At 39.5% G+C, this 22,775-nt stretch carries 21 protein-coding genes; 6 read left to right on the top strand and 15 right to left on the bottom strand.

Going from position 1 to position 22,775, the window contains the following annotated elements:
• Position 1 precedes the first annotated feature (1 nt).
• Both BTO09_RS00220 and BTO09_RS00215 read left to right on the top strand, forming a co-directional pair.
• On the top strand, positions 2 to 2,038 hold the full coding sequence (locus BTO09_RS00220; RefSeq protein WP_087522732.1) for a nucleoside-diphosphate sugar epimerase/dehydratase: 2,037 nt from the start codon (positions 2 to 4) through the stop codon (positions 2,036 to 2,038).
• Between the two features lie 10 nt (positions 2,039 to 2,048).
• Complete coding sequence (locus BTO09_RS00215) at positions 2,049 to 3,407, top strand: capsule assembly Wzi family protein (RefSeq protein WP_087522731.1); 1,359 nt, start codon at positions 2,049 to 2,051, stop codon at positions 3,405 to 3,407.
• Between the two features lie 106 nt (positions 3,408 to 3,513).
• Here BTO09_RS00215 and BTO09_RS00210 read toward each other — a convergent pair whose 3' ends face one another.
• Positions 3,514 to 4,011 (bottom strand): hypothetical protein, encoded by a 498-nt coding sequence (locus tag BTO09_RS00210; RefSeq protein WP_232454977.1) that lies wholly within the window; start codon positions 4,009 to 4,011, stop codon positions 3,514 to 3,516.
• Between the two features lie 26 nt (positions 4,012 to 4,037).
• Positions 4,038 to 5,822, bottom strand: a complete 1,785-nt coding sequence (locus tag BTO09_RS14510; protein WP_198356496.1) for a hypothetical protein — start codon at positions 5,820 to 5,822, stop codon at positions 4,038 to 4,040.
• A 128-nt stretch (positions 5,823 to 5,950) separates the two neighbouring features.
• Here BTO09_RS14510 and BTO09_RS00200 point away from each other — a divergent pair, with 128 nt between their 5' ends.
• The 3 genes from BTO09_RS00200 to BTO09_RS00190 are packed head-to-tail and all read left to right on the top strand — an operon-like array spanning position 5,951 to position 9,907.
• On the top strand, positions 5,951 to 6,475 hold the full coding sequence (locus tag BTO09_RS00200) for an RNA polymerase sigma factor (RefSeq protein ID WP_198356495.1): 525 nt from the start codon (positions 5,951 to 5,953) through the stop codon (positions 6,473 to 6,475).
• A gap of 50 nt (positions 6,476 to 6,525) precedes the next feature.
• Complete coding sequence (locus BTO09_RS00195) at positions 6,526 to 7,416, top strand: FecR family protein (RefSeq protein ID WP_087522730.1); 891 nt, start codon at positions 6,526 to 6,528, stop codon at positions 7,414 to 7,416.
• Positions 7,409 to 9,907 carry a TonB-dependent receptor plug domain-containing protein gene (locus BTO09_RS00190; RefSeq protein WP_087522729.1) on the top strand — a complete coding sequence of 833 codons (2,499 nt, stop codon included), beginning with the start codon at positions 7,409 to 7,411 and terminating at the stop codon, positions 9,905 to 9,907. The genes BTO09_RS00195 and BTO09_RS00190 overlap by 8 nt, the downstream gene beginning before the upstream one ends.
• Here the strand turns inward: BTO09_RS00190 and BTO09_RS00185 are convergent.
• Entirely contained in the window at positions 9,904 to 10,641 is a 738-nt protein-coding gene (locus BTO09_RS00185) for an energy transducer TonB (protein ID WP_087522728.1), read from the bottom strand. The genes BTO09_RS00190 and BTO09_RS00185 overlap by 4 nt on opposite strands.
• 340 nt (positions 10,642 to 10,981) lie before the next feature.
• On the opposite strand from BTO09_RS00185, the gene BTO09_RS00180 reads away from it, so the two are divergent.
• Positions 10,982 to 11,665 (top strand): sulfite exporter TauE/SafE family protein, encoded by a 684-nt coding sequence (locus BTO09_RS00180; RefSeq protein ID WP_157663378.1) that lies wholly within the window; start codon positions 10,982 to 10,984, stop codon positions 11,663 to 11,665.
• On the opposite strand, the gene BTO09_RS00175 is transcribed toward BTO09_RS00180, so the two are convergent.
• The 12 genes from BTO09_RS00175 to BTO09_RS00120 form a co-directional block, all read right to left on the bottom strand.
• A complete protein-coding gene (locus tag BTO09_RS00175; RefSeq protein WP_087522726.1) occupies positions 11,654 to 12,748 on the bottom strand; it encodes a hypothetical protein in 1,095 nt (364 codons plus the stop codon). The two genes, BTO09_RS00180 and BTO09_RS00175, sit on opposite strands and share 12 nt — an antisense overlap.
• A gap of 3 nt (positions 12,749 to 12,751) precedes the next feature.
• A complete protein-coding gene (gene hypE, locus BTO09_RS00170; protein ID WP_232454976.1) occupies positions 12,752 to 13,813 on the bottom strand; it encodes a hydrogenase expression/formation protein HypE in 1,062 nt (353 codons plus the stop codon).
• 20 nt (positions 13,814 to 13,833) lie between these two features.
• Entirely contained in the window at positions 13,834 to 14,928 is a 1,095-nt protein-coding gene (gene hypD, locus BTO09_RS00165; protein ID WP_087522724.1) for a hydrogenase formation protein HypD, read from the bottom strand.
• Complete coding sequence (locus BTO09_RS00160; RefSeq protein ID WP_087522723.1) at positions 14,925 to 15,206, bottom strand: HypC/HybG/HupF family hydrogenase formation chaperone; 282 nt, start codon at positions 15,204 to 15,206, stop codon at positions 14,925 to 14,927. The genes hypD and BTO09_RS00160 overlap by 4 nt, the downstream gene beginning before the upstream one ends.
• A gap of 5 nt (positions 15,207 to 15,211) precedes the next feature.
• Positions 15,212 to 17,470 carry a carbamoyltransferase HypF gene (gene hypF, locus BTO09_RS00155; RefSeq protein WP_157663377.1) on the bottom strand — a complete coding sequence of 753 codons (2,259 nt, stop codon included), beginning with the start codon at positions 17,468 to 17,470 and terminating at the stop codon, positions 15,212 to 15,214.
• A gap of 12 nt (positions 17,471 to 17,482) precedes the next feature.
• Positions 17,483 to 18,184 carry a hydrogenase nickel incorporation protein HypB gene (hypB, locus tag BTO09_RS00150; protein WP_087525447.1) on the bottom strand — a complete coding sequence of 234 codons (702 nt, stop codon included), beginning with the start codon at positions 18,182 to 18,184 and terminating at the stop codon, positions 17,483 to 17,485.
• A 35-nt stretch (positions 18,185 to 18,219) separates the two neighbouring features.
• Positions 18,220 to 18,567 (bottom strand): hydrogenase maturation nickel metallochaperone HypA, encoded by a 348-nt coding sequence (locus BTO09_RS00145; protein WP_087522721.1) that lies wholly within the window; start codon positions 18,565 to 18,567, stop codon positions 18,220 to 18,222.
• A 2-nt stretch (positions 18,568 to 18,569) separates the two neighbouring features.
• On the bottom strand, positions 18,570 to 20,051 hold the full coding sequence (locus tag BTO09_RS00140) for a hypothetical protein (RefSeq protein ID WP_157663375.1): 1,482 nt from the start codon (positions 20,049 to 20,051) through the stop codon (positions 18,570 to 18,572).
• A complete protein-coding gene (locus BTO09_RS00135) occupies positions 20,026 to 20,292 on the bottom strand; it encodes a hypothetical protein (protein ID WP_087522719.1) in 267 nt (88 codons plus the stop codon). Before BTO09_RS00135 ends, BTO09_RS00140 begins: the two co-directional genes overlap by 26 nt.
• Positions 20,292 to 20,609, bottom strand: coding sequence for a hypothetical protein (locus BTO09_RS00130; protein WP_087522718.1), 318 nt, complete (start codon positions 20,607 to 20,609; stop codon positions 20,292 to 20,294). The genes BTO09_RS00135 and BTO09_RS00130 overlap by 1 nt, the downstream gene beginning before the upstream one ends.
• The gene (locus BTO09_RS00125; RefSeq protein ID WP_087522717.1) at positions 20,606 to 21,085 is read right to left on the bottom strand and encodes a hydrogenase maturation protease; all 480 of its coding nucleotides are present in this window, start codon (positions 21,083 to 21,085) and stop codon (positions 20,606 to 20,608) included. Before BTO09_RS00125 ends, BTO09_RS00130 begins: the two co-directional genes overlap by 4 nt.
• A gap of 79 nt (positions 21,086 to 21,164) precedes the next feature.
• Positions 21,165 to 22,757 carry a nickel-dependent hydrogenase large subunit gene (locus tag BTO09_RS00120; RefSeq protein ID WP_087522716.1) on the bottom strand — a complete coding sequence of 531 codons (1,593 nt, stop codon included), beginning with the start codon at positions 22,755 to 22,757 and terminating at the stop codon, positions 21,165 to 21,167.
• Positions 22,758 to 22,775 lie beyond the last annotated feature (18 nt).

Genomic DNA, 22,775 nt, shown 5'->3' with positions numbered 1-22,775 from the left:
TATGGCAGGAAAATTACGAAACGCGCTTCAAATCATACTTTCCTCAAGCGATAGTGCTTTAGACGTTAGAAGTTTAAAGTATTTACCGCGCTGGTGCGTATTGCTTATAGACACCTTTCTTTTAGTCTGTTCTATTGTGTTGACAGCAATTGTACTTCAAGACCTTCAAATTCAATATTTAAAGTTACTCAGTGCAACCCAACAGGTCTTAATGATCGTAGGAGTTCATTTTGGATTTATGTTACTCTTTAAGACCTATGCAGGGCTTATTAGACACAGTTCCTATATGGATGCCTTGAAGTTGCTTCTTGCTTCTGCAAGTACCTTTGGGGTATTGATGGTATTCAACTATTCTATGCTTGCCATGAAGGGAGAAAAGATCTTCTTGAACTCTTCATTAGTACTTTACCTTTTCTTCTCGTTCACATTCTTATTCCTTTTCAGGCTAGCAGTAAAGCAGTTGTTCGAATACTTTAAGATCGCTCAGATGGGCGAAGAAATGGAAAAAGCCGTTATTATTGGTATAGATGAGAATGCGATCTCTATTGCGGCTGCTTTAGACATTGAGCATCCACAGCGATTCCAAATACAAGGTTTTGTGGCCACGCGAAACATTAACAAGCGCCTGCAGATCTTAGGTAAACCGGTGATCAAATTAGAAAGCAAGTTAAGCGATCAGATCAAAGAACTCAATGCTACTGCGGTTATCATGTCTGGAAGCGAGCTATCTGCCAATCAGAAATTCGCTATAGTGGAAGACTGCTTAGAGCACGACATGAAGGTGTATAATTCGCCACTTGTGCTAGACTGGAGTGAGAATAAATCCGTAGCCAATCAGGTAAAGAACCTACAGATCGAGGACTTGTTAGAAAGAGATCCTATCGTTCTACACAACGATGAAAAGATAAAGCAGCTCAGCAATAAAACCATATTGGTAACGGGCGGTGCCGGATCCATCGGAAGCGAGATCGTACGACAATTGGCCAATTTCAACCCTAAGTTGGTCTTGGTATTGGATCAGGCGGAGACTCCATTGCACAACTTAAGACTCGAACTGCAGAACAATCATCCGGATTTGAACATCAAATGTTTGATCTGCGACGTAGCCAATCGCAACCGATTGGGAGTGTTCTTCAAAAAATACAATATTGATGTGATCTATCATGCGGCGGCGTACAAGCACGTTCCGCTCATGGAGGACAACTCTCCGGAGGCAGTGATCACAAACATTTATGGAACTAAGAACCTTGCAGACCTAGCGGTATTAAACAAGGTGAATCGTTTTGTGATGGTTTCTACCGATAAAGCAGTGAATCCAAGTAATGTCATGGGAGCCTCTAAAAGAGCTGCCGAGATGTATGTGCAGTCGCGAAACTATTATGTGAACAGTGAAGGAACTGCTTCTGAGACCAAGTTCATAACTACCCGATTTGGAAATGTATTAGGATCTAACGGTAGTGTGGTGCCGCTCTTTAAAAAACAAATTGAAAAAGGTGGTCCTGTAACTATCACCCACCCAGACATCATTCGCTATTTCATGACCATTCCAGAAGCTTGCCAGCTCGTATTGGAAGCCGGAGCCATGGGGAAAGGGGGAGAGATCTATATCTTCGATATGGGAGAGCCTGTTAAGATTATGGATCTTGCCAAGAAGATGATCAAACTTGCGGGTTACGAACCAGATAAGGATATCGCCATAAAAATAACTGGTCTTCGTCCGGGCGAGAAGCTTTACGAAGAGCTTATAAGTGATTCTAGCCACGCTTTACCAACGCATCATGAGAAAATCTTAATTGCTCGCGACGTGATCAAAGACTTTGATTTTGTCAGCAAAAAGATAAACAAGATCATAGAAGCGGCCTTGCGTCACGACGACCACAGTGTTGTGACCAAAATGAAATCTCTTGTTCCAGAATTCATCAGCAAGAACTCAGATTTTGAATGTCTGGATCTTAGCGAAGAAGAGATGTCCAAGGCTAAGGAGCAAGATGTTGATCATCCAGAGGTGATCACTCCTGAAATTCTTCAGAAAAAATAATTCAGCTAACATGCGCAGTCCCAAATTGTATTTATTACTCCTCTTGACTTTAATGGGGAGTGTATCCTTACTTCACGCCCAACAATTAGAGTATAAAGCAGAAGCCGGTCTTTCTTTACTTAGAAGTAGCCAGCGTAACCTGCCCTTTTGGATGCAGGCAAATACCAATGGTGCAATTGGCAGTGAATCGAATTTCTTGATCCATGGTGGGTTAGAAGGTCAATATGTGTTGCGTAACGGATGGAGACTCTCTGGGAAAGCGAGTTTGTTCTACCGTGATGAAGTGCCAACCGAGTTACAACGCGATGAGTTCTTTGGGCAATTGGATACGCCTTGGCTTTCTTTGGTTGTGGGTGCAAAACGCAATCGAGATCGCTTTGAGGGCTTGAGCACTGTGCAAGATAACTTTCTGATCGCTGGAAATGCAAGAGCTATTCCTGGTGTCCTTGTGGAGGCTCCACAAGCTTTAAAAATCTTTAAAGGGGTAGCTCTAGATTACGGCCTTGGTCATTATTGGCTTAACGACGATCGTTTTGTTGAAGATGCACGACTGCATTACAAGCGATTGGCTGCCATAATCAATATCAGCCCCAGAAGTACCCTTAGAGCTGGAATTCAGCATTATGCGCAATGGGGAGGAAATTCACCAGAACGCGGGGAGCAACCTACTGGCTTTTCAGATTTTATCGATGTTTTTTTTGCTCGACGTGGGGGCGATGCTGCTGCAGATACCGATCAGGCCAACGCCTTAGGAAATCACATTGGAATTTACGAATTGGAAGTAAACCACAGAACGGCTTATGGAAACTTTCGTTTTTATCATCACCACCCTTTTGAAGATGGTTCCGGAACGCGATTAAAAAATTTGCCAGATGGTATTTGGGGATTTTACTTTGACCCCAATACTACCGAATACACCAGTTTCTTCAAGGGAATGGTCTTAGAATATTTTCAAACTACGGACCAAAGCGGAGAATTTGGAGATTCTGGTCGTGACAATTACTTCAGAAGTGGTGTTTATCGTTCTGGTTGGACCTACGATGGCAATATCTTAGGTCTACCTTTTATCTCTATGGATGCAACTGGTCTAGAGATAGGGAATAACCGCGTTAGAGGCGTTCATTTGGGTTTAAGCGCAGGGCGCAATGCTTGGTTGGTAAAGACCAAGCTTACTGCTTGGGAGAATTTTGGTTCCTTCCGTATGGACAATCGAATAGACCCTCCGCAGCAAATCCTCAATACTTTTATAAGTTTTCAGTACGACTTTGGAACTTATGGAATGGTAGAACTACAAACCGCTGCAGATTGGGGCGATGGGTTTAGAGATACCTATGGCGTTAACCTAGGCTACCGTATAAGCATTCAATAAAAAAAGCCACCTCTTTTTAAGAGGTGACTTTCTCTAGACCGCAACTTTTGGCTCATGGGGGCTGAGAAGTAGTTTTCGCGGTCTTGCATCAACCAAACAAGTAGGCTTAGTTCTTCACAAAGGTCAAGTAGTCTATGCTACCGTCACCTCCACTAATATCGATCAGTTCGATGCGTGTGTCTGTTCTTGAAACAATATCCCAATCGTCTGATAGCTCTTCGAAATCTGGTGGCGAAGCGAAGAAGATATTGAAGTCAACATCATCCGAGTCGTCAGATCCGTCATCGTCAGAAGAATTGCTAGAAGAACTGTCCACAGATACTGACCAAGTTCCGGTTACTGTATTGGTGCCGTTGGTAGCTGTTAGCATCCCATCCGCAGCAAAGGTGAACGCATAACCGTTGTAATCGCTGGTTTCGTTCTGACCGTCGTCTTCGTAGAGCGCTACTCGCCAAGTACCAGAGGCTGCTGTGTTTCTCAATTCTTCTGCCAGTAAGTTGGCAGCAGCGTTGTTATTATTGTTGTTGTCGTCTTCGCTGCAACTCATTGTAGTAAATGCTACCACTGTCAACATTGCAAGAAGTAAGGATTTCATTGTTTTCATGTCTGTTAAATTGTTTAGTGAGATTTTTATAATTTTTCAAAAACTAGTACGTCTAGTTCGCCATCGCCACCACTGATGTCACGAAGTTCAACACGGTCTGCTTCTACAGAGAATACATCCCAATTGTCTTCCAACTCATCGAAAGGAATATCGCCTCCGAAGTTCAGTACCAGAACAGTGTCTGCTCCAACGACCTCCCAAGTGCCGTCTACGGTATCGGTATCACTTTCGGCGATCAAGGTGCCATCTGCATTAAAAGCAAGCTGATAAGCGGCAAAAGTAGCAGTTTCGTTGGCAGGTCCGTCCATATACAGAGCTACTACCCAGGTGCCATCGGCAAGAATACCTTCCAATACTGGGTCATCACAGCTTACAGGCTCGCGTCCAAAGGTCAGTAGGTCTTCTGAACCGTCGCCTCCGCTAATGTCTCTTAGACGGATAATGGTCTCAGAGAATTCGATCACGTCCCAGTTGTCTAGCAATTCATCAAAAGGAACAGCTTCGCCAAAGTTCAGTACTAGATCAAGACCAGTGTCATCGCTAGTGACAGCCCAAGTTCCTGGTACGGTCTCATCTCCGTTCACAGCTGCAGCACTTCCGTCTGCGCCAAATTCAAAGGTGTATCCGCAAAACAGGTCGGTCTGATCTACATCGTCGAAATAGTTGGTCACAAACCAGGCTCCTGTAGCTAGTGCAGCTTCTAAAGCTTCTGCATCCGGATCCGGATCTCCACCACCAGAACCTTCGCAATTGCTTTCAAAACGCAGGCGGTCGTCTCCTAATCTAAGGTCTACTTTGAATTCGCCAGGAACCTCGTCGATCTCGTGTAAGATCCAGTTGGCGTTAAAGTCTGGCAGGTCTGGAATGTCGATCTCTACCGTTATAGCTGTTCCGGTACCAGAACTGGCCCAAGCTCCTGTGAACTCATCTGTGGCTGTTTCAACGATGATCATTCCGTCTTCTGTGAAAGAGAACAGGTATCCAACATAAGCATCTTCTAGGTCTTCGTCGTCCAATTCTAATTTGTCAACAAACCAAGGAGAACATCCTGTCAATAGATCGCCCAGGTCGTCGGTAGTACAATCCTCGCAATCGTCGTCGTCATAATCGTAGTCGTCGTCTTCGTCACAGCTATCTTCAGCTTCTTCGATAACGGCTTCAAGCTCTTCAAGGTCTTCGATGACCACAGTGCTGCCATCGGCAAGTATTACGCTGATTGGGAACTCAACAGTAACTACATCGCTGTCTTCAATCATTTCAAGGAAAGCGTACATCTGTTCGTCATTCTCAATAACAATTGTTTCCAGCTCCTCTGTTACGGGGTTAAAAATGGTCGCGGTAATAGGATATACAAAGTCTAAACATTCGATATCGTCATCGTCTTCTCCTTCGTCAGGACAAGTGATAGCCAAGGCCAAGAATTCTTCAATAGAATTCAAGGTCACTTCTGTGTAGTCGGCTAGGGTCACAGTGATCGGGAATACGATCTCTACGGTGTCGGTGTCGTCGTCAGACTCATCGAGTATGTCTTCGATCAGGTCATAGTCCGCTTCTGTATTAACAGTTACTTCTATTCCATTTACAATTACAGTAACAGGAAGGTTTACAGTAAAACAGTTAGCGCTGTCGATAATATTGTCTAAAGAACCGTCGCTAAGACTCACACGTTGCATTAAACCAGCAATGGTGCTGTTAGCTTCTAAGGTTTCTTCTATCGAGGGGTTAATGATCTCAGATTCTTCTGTGCGGCAGGAGGTAAAGAAAATCCCGCTCAAGAGAATCAAGGAAAGGGTAAGCTTAAGTAGTTTCATTTTAATTCGTTTAAAGGCCTTTTTAGGCGCGATTCGTAAAGTAAACAACCGTGCTGGAAAAAATCCTGACAATTGTCCTATTTTTTTTGCTATTTATTTTTCTACCTTTATCTAAACACCCGATTTTATTGGAAAAGAATCTTCATAAAGACGTTTGCCAACCCAGTGTATATGAAAAACTATACCGCAGTTTGAGTAAAGACGTACACAATTTCCTCTATTATAAGTTTGGAGCAGATGCAGAGCCAGCAGATAAAACACAGGAGGCTTTCATTAAGCTATGGGAAAATTGTAAAAAGGTGAGTCCTGAAAAGGCAAAGGCCTTTTTATTTACAACGGCTTCTAATTTGATGTTAAACAGCCTTAAGCACAAAAAGGTGGTCTTAAAACATCAGCAACAAAATCCAATCAGTCATACTGGCGAGGATCCGGAATTCATAATGCGTACCAAAGAGTATTACCAACAATACCAAGAAGCTTTAGCAAGCCTTACCGAAGAACAGCGCGTGGCTTTTACCTTAAGTAAGATAGAGGGGAAGAAGCAAGCAGAAATAGCTGAAATGTTAGGGGTCACTAAAAAAGTGGTCGAATACAGAATATACTCGGCTTTTGCGGTGCTTAAAGAACGCTTGGAAAATTTTAGGACCAAATAATCAGGATTTTTTGCCTTTGGGTTGTTTATAGAACAGATGAGCATAAAAATATGGATGAAAAACTACTACATAAATGGTTGAATGACGATCTGAGTCCGGCAGAACGAACAGCGGTGGAACAAGATCCTGATTTTGGATTCTACCAAGCTATACTGCAGGATGCAGCTGGTTTTAAAGCCGACCAATTCTCGGCCCCTCATTCGTTTGAAAGCCTGGAGGAAGCCGTCGCTGCACCTAAAACCACCAAGCTGCGCTATCTGCAACCCATGTTGCGAATTGCAGCCGTTTTGGTAATTGCTTTGGGAGTATACTTTACCTTATTTAATGATGGTATTACCACTGTGGAGACCGCAATGACCGAGCAGCGTACCGTTATTCTGCCGGATGCCTCTGAGGTGATCCTCAATGCGGCTTCTAGCTTGAGTTTTGACGGGGACAGCTGGGACAAAGCCCGTCAGGTGAACTTAGATGGAGAAGCCTATTTCAAGGTGGCCAAGGGCCAAAAATTTGATGTAATGAGCACCCAAGGAAAAGTAACGGTACTCGGCACACAGTTTAAAGTGATCGATCGCGGATCGTTCTTTGAGGTTGTTTGTTATGAGGGTCGTGTGGCAGTTACCTATGGAGATGCCTTACAACCTTTAAACCCAGGAGATGCTATACGCTTTTTAGATGGAGAGGCGAGATTGTACAACGTGAACAATACTGCTCCGAGTTGGTTGGCAGAAAAATCGGATTTCGATGCCGTACCGTTAGCGATGGTACTTCGTGAATTAGAGCGTCAATACAATATAACTGTTAAGACCCAGTTAGCATTAAACGAACGTCAATTCAGCGGAACCTTTACCCATAAAGACCTAGAACAAGCCCTAAACCAGATCACTACCCCTTTACAGCTTACCTATAACATTAACGGAAAAGAGGTAACCATAGGTGAATAATTGGAAAATCAGACTTTTAAGCTTTTTGTTATTTGGACTTGTATTCCAGGTCCAAGCTCAAGAGCAGCTTCCTTTGGAACAAGTTTTGGATAGTTTAGAAACTATCCACAAGGTCGATTTCAATTATGATCCCGAGTTAATAAGTGGTAAATCCTTACAGCCGATAGATGCCGATCTGCCTTTAGAAACAGCATTGACCATATTGCGCCAACGCACCCGCTTAGACTTCAAAAGGCTTGACCAGACCACTATAAGTATAGTAGGGGTTGTTAGTAGGTTTACTTTATGCGGATACTTGTTAGATAAAGATGATCAATCCCCGCTTGCCTTTGCCAGTGTGCAGGCCGGAGGTCGGGCAACGATTTCCGACGACCAGGGTTACTTTGAGCTGATAGATACCAACCCAGAGGCTCTGGTACAGATACAATACTTGGGATATAGAACCATAAAGCGACAGGCTAAGTTCTTTAAATCCAGTTGTGAGCCCATTTATATGGTTGCCAATCAGCAGCAATTGGCCGCGGTTTATTTACAGCAGTATTTGGTCAAAGGAGTGGACAAGCTCAATTCTGGAGAATATCGCATTGATTTTGACAAATTCAGCACCTTGCCGGGATTGATAGAGGCCGATGTATTACAAGCCGTCCAAGCCTTTCCAGGGATACAAAGTGTCAACGAAACAGTCTCTAACATCAATATAAGAGGCGGTACCCACGATCAGAATCTAATTCTCTGGGATGGTATAAAAATGTATCAATCCGGACATTTTTTTGGTCTTATCTCGGTGTTCAATCCGCAAATGAATCAACAAGTGGTATTGACTCAAAATGGTACGCAATCCCAATGGACGGATGGCGTCTCCGGTACTATAGCCATGAAGACTGCAGGACATGTAAACCCTAAGTTCAAAGCCAATTTAGGTGTGAATTTGATCAATGCAGACCTGTTCTTGGATCTGCCGATCACGCAGCAGAGTAGTTTGCAAGTAGCTGGGCGCAAATCCTTAAGTGATCTCTTCACGACACCGACCTTTGATGCCTATTTCGATCGAATCGCCCAAAATACAGAAGTTACACAGCAACAGGCCAATACTGTAAATACAAATCAGAGCTTCGATTTCTACGACACTTCCTTGCGCTATTTACATCGTATTTCGGACAAGGACAGACTGCGAGCCAATTTTTTACTGATCAATAACAAATTGGTATTTACGGAGAATGCTGTATTAAGCTCCGCAGTAGAATCACGACAAAGCCAAGTGACCCAAAACAGCATAGCAGCCGGCCTGCAGTACATTCGCGATTGGTCGCCTAATTTCCAAACGGAACTTCAGGCCTACAATACCGATTATATACTAGAGGCTATCAATGCCAACGTACAATTCTTACAGCGTTTTTTACAGGAGAATTCTGTTTCAGAAACAGGAGCAAAGGCTTTAGCGCACTGGCAATTCAACGACCGTTTTAAATTTTCTGGAGGCTACCAATTCATTGAGACCAAGGTGCGCAACTTGGACGATGTTGATAATCCGGTAGTTCGAACTCTAAGTGGCGAAGTCGTGCGAATTCACAGTGGTTTTGCTGGTGTTGCACTGGCCGATCAGAATTCCAATTGGAGCGGTAACCTGGGAGGTCGGTATAGCTATATTCCGAAGTTCGAAGAACATATTATTGAACCGCGATTGCGTTTGGCTTATGCCTTCACACCAGAACTGTCCGCAGAATTGATGGGTGAATTCAAACACCAAGTGACCACTCAGGAGATCAATTTCCAGAACGACTTCTTAGGGGTGGAGAAAAGACGCTGGCGCTTGGCCAATGACAGTACCATTCCTATTCTAAAAAGCAAACAGGCTTCCTTTGGGCTAAATTACAAGAAGGGTGACTTCTTAATAGGGGCAACCGCATTTATTAAAGATGTAAACGGCATTACAGCCAGAAGTCAAGGATTCTTGAATCAATTCGAGTTCAGTGAGGCCAATGGAGACTATCAGGCTTACGGATTGGACCTGTTGATCAGGCAGAATCTCTGGCGCTTGCAGTTGTGGTCCAGTTATTCCTATTTGGACAACACCTATGACTTTCCCAGCTTACTGGCCGAGCGATTTCCATCTAATTTCGATATAACGCATACGGTAAGTGCCGGTATTGCCTATGATCACAAAGGATTCAAAGCCTCCATAGGTGCTAATTGGAGAACAGGTAGACCTTTTACCTTACCGGTTCCAGGTTCGGAAATAGTAGGAGGGAACGTGAATTACGGTTTCCCGAATCAAAACAATTTGGACGAATTTCTGCGGATAGACGCCTCCGCAGCCTATCGTTTCCAGACAGGGCGGATGCGCTTTCAAGTAGCGGCCTCCGTTTGGAACTTGACCAACAGAAAAAATGTATTGAATCGCTTTTACAGTGTGGTCTCACAGCAACTAACCCAAGTAAATCAAAGTTCACTTGGGCTAGTTCCTAATGTTGCGCTGCGGATGTTCTACTAATGTGGATTCTCTACTTGGAATAAGATAGGAAGCATATAGAGTACCCCAACAGGCTTGCCGCGTTGCTTACCTGGGGTCATCAATGGAAGTTTACTCACCACGCTTATCGCTTCTTTTTCTAGTCTCGGGTGCGGAGCACGAGCCTTTACGTCGACTACTTGGCCTTTTTCGTTTATTCTAAACTGCACACTGATACGTTGGCGACCTTCTAAACCGAGTTCTGCAGCAAGACCAGTGTCGAAGTTCTTCTGTACAAAAGCCATCACCTGTTGTGACAGACAGTCCTTCTTAGCGTCTTTACCACTCAAGGATTCACATCCCGGATAAATAGGTACATCTTCTATCACGTGAAATGGAACCGTTATGATCTCTTCTTCCTCCTCAACTTCTTCAACTTCTTCTATCTCAACTACCACGCCTTCTTCTTGACTGGTTTCTGTAGATTCTATAACCGTTTCTTCTATGTCTAGGTCATCTTCTACGATCTCAATAGTAGTTTGGACTATAGCCGGTGGAGGAGGTGGTGGGGGTGCGTTCTCTGTAATTTCCGTTATCGGGATATCGTCTTGGTATTCAGCTTCCAGATCTATCTCTGCAAAGCTCAGATCTACTTTCTCTGCGGTTTCCCATTCTAAGGCACGCCAAGAAATGAACAACATCAGGGCGAGGCCAAATAGGAAAAAGGTGTGGCTCCATCCGCTGATCTTTACTTTAGGGTTCTTTTTAACTTCCATAATTACCGATTTGATGGTAAAAAGGTAATTGTCTCCCTAGGGCAATAAAATGATATATATCAGTTGGTTGTGTAGTCGCCCGTAACTAGCGGCATTTATTTACCTATACAAAAAGTAACAATATTTTATTTTACTGGGCTTGCAGACCTGTGAGACACAAATGAGAAACAAAACAAGATTTTTGCTTACTTCTTTACAATTATTGAAACAATATTAATAAATTTTATATCACTTGTTTTAAATTGATAAAGAATTATGTGCTTTTTATTTCGTCAAATATTAAAATAAATTTTTGTTATATTTCCAAAAACTTTGAAGGTGTATGATAAATTTTCCATTAGTGGCCGGAACGCTCGCTTCAATGTTACATGTAATTTCTGGGCCAGATCATTTGGCAGCCGTTACTCCTTTAGTAATTGAAACCAAAAGAAAAGCATGGAGAATAGGCTTATTTTGGGGACTTGGACACTTATTGGGGATGCTTTTAATTGGTGTTTTGTTTTTATTATTTAAAGATATAATCCCCGTTGAAAGTATTTCAGAATATAGTGAGCAATTGGTGGCTGCTGTGTTGATTGGTGTCGGACTTTGGGCGTTTTATCGAATATTTAATCAAAAAAAGAAACACCTACATCCACATGTGCACCATGACACTGAAACCTATGTTCATATTCACGAACACGAACATCATGATGAAGGGCATTACCATAAGCATGATAAAATTGTAAAACAGGATGTTCTATCTTCTTTTGGTATTGGATTTTTGCATGGATTAGCTGGTGTGGCCCATTTTTTATTATTGTTACCCGTGCTTGGCTTTCAAGATAACTCTGAAGGCATTCAGTATATTATTGGGTTCGCTATTGGTACGGTTCTGGCAATGTCCGTTTATGCCTTAATATTGGGTAAGATTACTTCTTTTTCTAAGCATCAACATAATGATAATTTTTTCAAAGGGATTCGCTTCGCAGGCGGGTTATTTGCAATAATCATTGGTATTTACTGGATGTATTTAAGTCTTTAAATCGCAAATTATTACGCGATGGTTACCAGTATCTGCTATAAATAGTTTGTTTTCTTCCGTTGCAATTGAAAATGGCCAATAAATGGCGCTGCCTGTGCCGTGCATATTTTCTTTATACTCACTACTTGTATTAAAATCTGGCCTCCCAATTAGTGCATTGGCACTGGCATTGTTCTCTTTAGGAATACTTTTAAAGACTAAAATTCTACTATTACCTGTATCGTTCACCAAAATACCTTCTTTATAAAAACAAGCGTCATACGTCCAATTTAAGGTATTCGCTTCTGGTGAAAGTCTAAACTGATTTTGTCCTGCATCATCAAAATTTTGTTGTCCTATGATTACATCAGCGGGTTTGTTAAACGCATCGTTTTTATCATTCCAAACTAAAACTCTATAAAACTGTGTGTCAGTAATGGCTAAATATCCCTTTTTGCTAATTTTAATTGAGTATGGCCAAATAGGATCATTATTTTCATAATCTCGGGTATTGAAATCTGACTTTCCAATGACATTGTCTGCATTAGCAAAGTTTTCCGTAGGAATTTTGTTAAAATACAACACACGACGGTTACCCGTATCGGCTATCCATAAGCTTACACCATCTGAAAAAACACCATAAGGCCAGTTCAAAGTATTAGCTTTAGGGTTTGCCGATTGCCCTTTTACATTGGGATAATTCGTTTCAAAACTGGCTTGTCCTAAAACAACATCTGCCGGTTGTGCATTCACTGTAGGAATGCTATGCCAAATTAAAACACGATGATTCCAAGCGTCGGCAACAATCAGTTTTATACCATCGCTCCAAATTCCTGAAGGGTATTGCAATGTTTTCGAAGAGACTAAAGAATCTGCATTTCTACCTGTGTCTTCAATACTTTCTTGCCCAAGAATAACATCTGGATTTTGAAATTCTGATGTAGGTATAGTTTTCCAAATAAAAACACGATTCCGTCCAGTGTCTGAAACAAAAAGCATATTATTAACTACAAACACGCCTCGTGGTGCTAAAAACGGTTTTTGTTTTGAACCTTTAAAAATATAAGCATTCGCGACGTTGCTACCTAAAGTAGTATAATCCATAGGTTAACAGATTCTTGGCAATTGTTCTCCAGGAAGCATGCTTACCATGCGTTTACCACCAATGGCGCTCTCCAAAATCACTTGTTTTGGGTGTGCTTCAACAATGGTTCCTATAATTTTCGCATTGGTACCATTTTCGTCGTTTTGTAAGGTTGCTACAAACGAATCGGCTATAGAAGCATCTACAAAGCTTAAAAACAATCCTTCATTCGCCACATATAATGGATCTAACCCTAATAATTCGCAGGCACTTGCTACCTGACTATCTATTGGCAAATCTTTCTGAAAAATATCAATTCCAATATTAGAGGACAAAGCAATTTCTTTTAAAACCGTGGCTATACCACCTCTCGTGGGATCAGTTAATAAATGAATGTCTTCTCCAAACGCATCTATCAGTTTTAAAATAGTATGATTCAAATTTGTGGTATCGCTTTCAATGGTGGAATCGAATTCTAATCCTTCTCGAACAGACATAATTGCCATACCGTGCGTTGCTATGTTACCACTAACGATGATTTTATCTCCAATTTTAATATTCTTTTCATTGATATGTGCTTTTGGATGGATGTTGCCAACACCAGAAGTATTTATAAATATTTTATCGCCTTTACCTTTTTCAACTACTTTAGTATCACCGGTAACTACATTTACGTTTGCTTTCTCGCAAGCATACTTGATAGCTACTAAAATCTCCCAAAACTGTGTCATTTTCAGGCCTTCTTCAATAATAAAACTTAAGGATAGATACTTAGGAATAGCACCGCACATGGCTAAATCGTTTACAGTGCCATTAACAGCCAGTTCACCAATATTTCCTCCGGGGAAAAATATAGGGGACACTAAAAAACTATCGGTTGAGAATGCCATCTTGCCATTCATTTCGAGAAACGCACCATCATGTCGTTCATTGAGTATATCATTGCTTAACACATCAAAAACGCCGCTGTCAAGTAGTTTATTGGTTAAAGTACCACCGCTACCATGCCCAAGAGTTATGACATCAAAATCTAATTTTGGCATGGGGCATTGCAGCTGCATTCGTATTTTTTTTGAATCAGACATTTATTATTGATTATTGTAGATTAAGCTTCGATTAAGCCAGAAAAATGGTAATAGGCCGCACAAGCACCCTCACTACTTACCATAGGAGCTCCTAATGGAAAGGACGGTTTACATTTCTTACCAAATTGTGGGCATTCAAAAGGTTTTTTGATGCCTTTCATAATTTGTCCTGAAATACAATCGGGATGTTCTGGGGCTTCTTCTATTGAAATACTAAACTTTTTGTTGGCATCAAAGGCGGCATATTTTTCTTTAACGGCATAACCGCTTTCAGGAATTTCGCCAATACCTCGCCATAGCTGATTCCTAATTTCAAAAACTTCAAAAATCATTTTTTGAGCTTCGGTATTACCTTCCTCTTTCACAATTCTTGAATATTGATTCTCGACTTTAGCTTTATTTGCTTCTAACTGACGAATTACCATCAAGATACCTTGCAAGACATCCAAAGGTTCAAAACCAGTAACTACGATTGGTACATTGTAAGTTGCCGAAAGGGGATGATACTCTGAATTGCCCATAATGGTACATACATGCCCAGCGGCTAAAAAGCCATCAATATTACTTTCGTCATCATCAATTACCGCTTTTATAGCTGGTGGTACTAATACATGAGATGCTAAAATGGAATAATTAGTCAAACCTTTTCGGTGCGCATGGATAAGAGATAAGGCATTTGCTGGTGCGGTAGTTTCGAATCCTACAGCAAAAAAAACAACTTCTCTGTCTGGATTCGCTTCTGCAATCTTTACAGCTTCTAATGGTGAATATAAAATGCGAATATCGGCACCTTTGGCTTTGGCTTCCAAAAGATTAATTTTTGAGCCAGGAACGCGCAACATATCTCCAAACGAACATAAAATCACACCCTCATTGAGCGCCAAATGAATGGCTTTATCTATTAAATTTAACGGTGTTACACAGACAGGGCAGCCTGGACCATGAATCATGGTGACTTGTTCTGGCAACATGTCTATGATACCATTTTTAACCAAACTATGTGTTTGCCCGCCGCAAACTTCCATTATAGCCCAAGGTTGCGTTACCGTTTTTTCTATTTCTTCGAGATACTTCTTTGCTAATTCAGGATCTCTATATTCATTCATATACTTCATGACTCATCTTTTTTAGGCAAATAATCGTCAACATCTTCAAGTTCGCCTAATTCGCCAATTTCTTCTAAATATTCAAACGTTTTTTTAGCTTCTTCTTCGTTAACTTTACTTATAGCAACCCCAACATGCACTAGAACATAATCGTCAACATCGGCATCTGGTAGCATTTCTAAACTGGCTTCTTTCGTGATTCCACCAAATGAAACCTTTGCCATTCTCACCAAACCGTTATGTTGTAATTCTATACTTTTAATTTTCCCTGGAATTGCTAAACACATAGTACTTAATTTTTTATATGTTGATGGTACATCAACTGTCCGAATGATATATTTTCGTCGTTAGCAGACAATTTACAATTTAATTTTAAATTTATTTTATCTTTTTTTGCCATCAGAGAAAGCATTGAAACTAATAGCGCGTTTTGAAAAACACCACCACTACAGGCAATCATGTTTATTTGATTCTTTTTAGCAACCCTTATAATGGATTTAGCTAAAGTGTAGATAAAACTATAAGCCAATCGTTCTTTACAAAATCCTTCTCTATAGGCTTTTATAAGTTTTTTAAGAATATACTGGGATGGTATTTCATTATAAGTTGTATCATGTAAAAAATCAATATAATAGCTTTTAGAGTATGTGTTTGCACAATCTTCAAGTCGCATGGCTGCTTCAGCTTCAAAAGTATTTATATCTACTAAGTCTAATGCCGAAGCTGCTGCATCAAACAACCTACCAACAGAGGATGTTTTAAGCTTGTTGGTTTTTATAGTTTTTGAATAGATTTTCCATTCGGTTTCGGTAAACTTATCTTTAATGAAAGGCTTCGTTTCATCATCTAATAGACTAAATAAAGCTAAACGTGGCTCTTTAGCCATTTTGTCGTTAGTCAACCAATCGAAATATTCAAAATGTGTTAAGCGTTCAATTTTATAATTTTCGTAAGTAAAAAATTCACCTCCCCAAATCTGATTGTCATCACCTAAACCTGTACCATCCCAAATCACACCTAGTATTTTGTCTTTGCAATTAAACAAATCATGTTCTCCTAAAACACTTGCAAAATGTGCTTTATGATGCTGAATTTCTTGAATAGCAGCGTTGTATGTTGAAACCAGTTCGTGCCCTAAAACGCTGCTTTGGTATTGTGGGTGTTTGTCAATAAGAATTGTTTTTGGAGTGGTGTCGAAAACATCAAAGTAATTTTCAATTATAGTGTTATAACGTTTTAAAACATCGTAATTATCTAAATTTCCGAAATATTGACTCACGTATGTTTGTGCATTGGGCACAAATGTAAAGGTGCTTTTTAAATGCGCTCCCATTGCCAAAATAGGCTTGGTATCGTTTATTTTAACATCGATATAATTCGGTGCCAACCCTCTAGAGCGTCTATAGATAAGCTTTTTGTTATATCCAAATTTGATAACAGAATCGTCTTGCGGAAATTGAATATCGAGATTGTGATGCAAGAAATAATCAGCAACATTTTTTAAGTGTGTATGCGCTTCTTTTTCTTCAGAAATAATAGGCGAACCATGTATATTCCCACTCGTGGCAACAATGGGCTGTTTAATTTCTTGCATTATTAATTGCAACAATGCAGAAAACGGTAGCATCACACCTGTTTGGTTTAAATTTGGTGCGATGGTATTGACAGCGATACTTGTATTTTTAGTGTTTTGCAGGATCACTATGGGTGCTACTCTAGATTGTAAAGCTTCTTCTTCGTGAGATGATAATTGAAACTCTTTCTTTGCGGTTCTAATTGAAGGATACAATACTGCAAAAGGCTTATTGGGCCTTTTCTTTCGCGCTCTTAACTCTTTGATGGCTTCTGGATTTAAAGCATCACAGCACAATAGGTAACCATTGGTGTTTTTAATAGCAACAATTTTTCCATCAGAAATACATTGGCCAACTTTTTTAATACAATCAATTTGATTTTCTGCAATCGTTTTTTCATCCGTTGCTACCAATCTTAATTGTATGCCACATGAACTACATGAGTTAGTTTGCGAATGAAACCGTCTGTCGTTTGGATTAATATACTCTGCATGGCAAGCCTCACACATGTCAAACTCTGTTAACGACGTATGTGCTCTTTCAAATGGAAACTTGGTTGTAATGGCATAGCGTGGTCCACACTGTACACAGGTTGTAAATGGATAATTATAGCGCCTGTTTTTAGAGTCTGAAAGTTCGGTTTTACAGGACTCGCAAATTGCAAAATCTGGTGTTAATGGTACATTGATTTGTGCCTGTGTTTTTGATGAAATAATGGTAAAATTGTTAAATTCAGTAAACGGACTTCCAACAATTTTACAGGAAGTTATAATGGCTATTTCTGGTTTGTGAAGCAGAATGTCTTCTGAAAATCTATCGACACCTTCTTTAGAAGTATTACAATAAATAAGAACACCATTTTCATTGTTTGAAACAGTACCATTTAACTTATGTTTTTTCGCAAGATTAAAAACAAAAGGACGAAATCCAACACCTTGAACCTGTCCTTCAATTTGTATTTGAAATGTTTTACTCACTAAAATAAAACATTAAGTTTGCTGCTTTTGTTTAACTTTTTGTACTAACCAATCACACCATTCGTCTATGCCTTCTTCAGATAAAGACGAAATTTGTAACACTTCTAATTCGTGATTAACTTCTCTTGCATCTTTAGTCACTGCTTCTACAGAGAAGGGTAAATAAGGTAGCAAATCAGCTTTAGAAACGAGCATCATATCGCTTGTTAAAAACATGCGTGGATACTTTTTTGGTTTATCATCACCTTCGGTAGTAGCCATTAAAGTAACACGGTAATCCTCACCTAAATCAAAAGAAGCAGGGCACACCAAGTTTCCTACATTTTCAATAAAAAGCAGATCGATATTTGGTAAATCAAACTGATCTAACACCTGATGAATCATTTGGGCTTCCAAATGACAAATACCTCCAGTTACGATTTGCAATGCAAAAATGCCCGTTTCTCTTATGCGCTCAGCATCACGCTCGGTTTCCAAATCACCCACCATAACGGCCATATTTAGCTTGTCTTTTAGCTTTTCTGCTGTTTTTTGCATCAGCGTAGTTTTTCCGCTTCCGGCTGAGGACGTTATATTAACCAACAGCGTGTTGCTTTTTGCCATTTCCTTTTTGATAATATCGGCTACAAAATCATTAGCCTTTAGCAAATTGATATTGGTATTCTCGCATTGTGCAGTTCCGCGAGCCGCTTTTGTGGATTTCTCTATACTCATAATTGTATTGTTTAATTGGTACTTTTTATGCACATTTAATCGTCAAATTCTACTTTATGGATTAACATTTCTTCACCTTGAATCACATTTTTACTGGGCCTTTCACAATTATCACAGATAAATCGATAGTTTTTAACATCTGTGATATGGTTGCACACCTCGCACTGAATTTTTAGTTCAGTTGACTCTATATGAAGCACTACATGATGATAGCCTGGATTCGTAATATGGTAAGCACTGTAGGCATTGTGCAACAATCGAGGTTCAATGTTCGATAAGATGCCAACTTTAAGGTGAATGGCTTTCATCTTATTCAATTTTTCTTGTTCAAACTCCATTTCTAAAGTTCGCATAATGCTATTAACGATGGATGTTTCGTGCATGGTTAATTCAGTATGGTTTTTAAATTTTTTAAAGCTTCTATGTGTTCATTTGCCTTTTCTATTAAAGCACTGTCGGTAACCAATTGCGATATTTCATTCGCTTTATTGAGCATCGCATTGTATTTTTTGGCTTCTTCTTCACTGTTTTCATTATGCATGACCCAGTAGAGCTCTAATTGGTTTACTAAAGTCAAAGCGCGCTCAAAAGGATAGCTAGCTGCTGTTCTAACACTCAAAGCATCTTCAAACATACCAAAGGCTTTATCTAAATTGTTGTGCAATTTGGCTACAGGAAAACTCATTAAAGCAGTAGCATAATTATGACTTGCCATGGCAAACTCGTAAGGATAATCTTCTTTGGTGTAAAACTTCAATACTTCCTTAAATGATGAGGCGCAAAAGGCTGTCCAAATAGGTTTTTCTTCTGAAGATACAGGGATTTCCGAATAGATCAACGCTAAATTATGATGCACATGTGCAAACTTTTGAGGATGTGTCTCTCGCTTAAAGACTTTTAACGTGTCCTGAAAGGCATTTATAGCAGGTTTGTAATATTGCGGGCTTCCGTTTTTACTCCAGGTATAAAGTAGCGTGGCTTTCCGCAAACCTGCTTCCCCTAAAAATTCTGGAATATCAGCTTCTTTGAAAATTAAAATGGCTTTGTTTATGTAATCCTTCGAAGCAATATAATCTTTCTGATAGTTTGCAATTTCTGAGGCATCCACATACAATAAGCCTGCGTTTACATTTTGATTTCTTGTCTCATAAAAATGAATACCTTCTTGAAATAATTCTGAAATTTCATCTAAAGTATCGTTTTCATAAGGTAGTTGTAATTGCGCCATGAGTGCTGATGCCAATTGAATTTGCATCGCATTTTTTGATTCGGGCGAGATGGCTTTGTCCTGTAGCGAACGTACCAACTCCTCTGCTTCCTGATAGGCATTTACATCTAAAAGCAAGTTACTGTAATGTTTCGCGATAAACACCTTTAATTCATCATGAATCTCCGTATCTATGGCTTTAGCATACATTTTTTTTAAGGTTTCAACAGTACAGCGATTAGAGTATTGTCCATAATGCTGAACGATACTTTGATTAGCTAAAGTGTCTATTTTAGAAAACATCGCATCAGAAATATCGTAACCAAACTGTAGATGTGTAGCGACTAAAAGATCATTATATATACTGTTACCTTCTGAAACAAATTCAAATACTTTCTGCTGGTTTCCTAATTTATAAAAGATAATCGCCAAAAGATTATTGGCGTTAAAAGTAATTTCTGGAAATATATAAGGTGGTTCTGTGTCGTACCAATCGAGTGACGCTCGGATAATGTCATTTTCAACTGTCAGCAATTTAGAGGTAGGATCAATTTCTTCTGGATGACTCACAACAGCAACTAACTCGTCCAAACGATCAACTACCATAATTACCTCGCGAATGGATTCTTTAAAATTAGTTGCTGTTAATATTGTAATCATCTTTGTTTACTTTTTGTGTTCCTCTAATATCCTTTGCGGCTGTTTGTTGCATATTTCTAGCATACACTTCTGCCAAACGCTTCGATCTGTAATCGCCTATTTTTTTGATTAATATATGTTTAGGATCCTTAGTATCGATAAATACTAATGATACTTCCCAACGGCTATTTATTTCTTCAATCTTATATTGTACTTCGGCATCTAATAACCATGCATCTTTTGGATCATTACGTTTTGTCATTACATATTGACTTTTATAAGATTTGTTTTTTCCACTATTTCATACTCAAGTACTCTATCAGTCATATTTATATCATTATCGATTAAAATTTCTCGAATTGCTAATGTTCTATCGCCTTTTAGGTTTCTAGATTTTAATAAAAACTGAGTTGGTTTGTACATCTTCACAAACCATTGACTACTTACGGGTGTTATGAGTAGTCTTTCTTGAGATTTTACATACGTAACATAGGCATAATGAATATTTTTAAAAATGTTCTCTACCAGTTCACTATCTAAAAAAATATGAGATGACTTTAATGCTACTTTTTCGTTCACAATACTTCTGAAACTTTTAATTCTTCTAGTATATGTTCAACGACTTTATCTCCTGCATCTTTAACTGCATCACTTAATTCTACTTCTAACTTCGTATTTTCTATGGCAATTAAATACACCTGAATATCGTCTGGATACTCGTCTTGTAAAATCTTTTTAGCGTACGACAATGCTTGATCCCATTTCATACCATGCAAAAACACCAAAGGATCATCTTGTGGTGCTCTCAAAACTTCTTCGGCAGGAACTTTAAAAAGTGTTCCTACAGGTTCATTGGTATTTAAAGCTGCATCTACCAGTATAATTTTTTGATGCCCTTTTAATCCAAAAAGGACTTCAAAAGCCGCTGTTCCCATATCAAAAATATTGATGGCCTCATTATCACCAATATGCTCCTTGAGTTTTTCAATGACATACATTCCAACACCATCATCACTTCTTACAGGGTTTCCGAAACCCATGATTGCAATTTGCATATTAATATATTTAAAATTAAAAAACTTTCTTAAGTGCTACCTTAAGAAAGTTTTATGTAACTATCTTATATTGTGCCTGTTACAACTTGAATTTCGATAATTCGACACCACTTTTTTCATCATGAGCATGTACAGTACATACTAAACACGAATCAAAAGAACGGGCTACAATACCCACTTCAACAGGATCAGCTGGATCTTCAATTTCTATGCCGGTTAAAGCACTTTCAATTGGTCCAGGATTTCCATTAGCATCGTTAGGCCCTACGTTCCAAGTGGTTGGTGCCATAACCTGATAATTTTTAATAACACCATCTTTTATTTCTATCCAATGAGCTAAAGCACCTCGAGCTGCTTCGGTAGCACCAAAGCCTTTTCCATCTTTTTCAATAGGTTTGTTATAAAACACACCATCAAGGTCTATTTCTGATAACCATTGCTCGATAAATTTATAGATTCTAGGAGCTTCATGTACACGTGCCAATACACGTGTAAATACACTAGGTCCTAATTTTTTGATAATATCTCCGAATAAAGGATCTCTAATTTGATGTTCTTTATTGTTAGGGTTTGCATTCATCACACAGCGAGCAAGTGGCCCTGTTTCGCATGCATGGCCATCATACCTTGGTGATTTAGCCCAAGAGTATTGTCCATCAAAATTTGTATCATGTAATACTTGAGATTTTGCGGGTGTTGGTAACGGCTCATCCCACGGATGTAAACCATCTTCCTGATTATCATACCAAGAGTGCTTAACGTGCTCACTCACTTTTAAATGATCAAACTCATGCCAATTTTCTCCATCAAAGAATCCGCTTGAGCTTATTAAAGCATCGTTTCTTCCTTCAATAGTAGGATTATTATACATATCTTTATGTAAGTATGTTCCTGTTGCCAAGAACTTGCCAACGCCTTGACCAAATTTATCTAATCCAAATTCAATACCAGCTCTGATTAATAATCCTAAGTCACTATTTTTATGCGACTCATTTTCTTCTACCCAAGCTAGCATGTCGTCCCACGACTTTATTTTCATGTATCGCTCAATAGAACAACCTAGCCAAATAGGTTCTAACCAATCATTTTTAAATTGCGCTAAAATAGCATGTGCTCTTGTAATATCTTTTAGAGTAGGCGCACACATTACACCTCCAGGTACCATATAGCTTGAGTGTGGCCATTGACCACCAAACAACGCATAAATCTGTACAGGAAGGGCACTCGCTGTTAGCCCTTTTTGAAAGGTTTCTCCTACATATGCTGACCAACGTTTTACAACCTCTTTATACAGGGGTTTATTGGCATATTTTTTATTAGCTAAATCTGTAGCAAAAATGGCATAATACCATCTCGGAATACTTTGAAGAGTTTCAGAAGCCTGTCCTATTGCTCTTAACAATAAAGCATTAGGTGACAGTTTAGTTCCCCATGCAGTATCAAGAGCAGATGATGCGCAATACAGATGTGATCCTCCACAAATACCACAAATTCGAGGCGTTACAATTAAACCTGACTGTGGATCTTTACCCGCCATAATTTTCTCAAACCCTCGAAACATTGCTGCTTGGGTATGTGCTCGAGTTACTTTACCATTATCTATGTACACCTTAACATCTAAATCGCCTTCAACGCGACCTACAGGTGAAATATTTAATTCTTTTACTGACATTTCTATAGTTTTAATTGG

The organism is Gilvibacter sp. SZ-19 (genome assembly GCF_002163875.1).
In the GTDB taxonomy this organism is placed as follows: domain Bacteria; phylum Bacteroidota; class Bacteroidia; order Flavobacteriales; family Flavobacteriaceae; genus Gilvibacter.
This window is presented reverse-complemented; position numbering and strand designations above follow the sequence as displayed.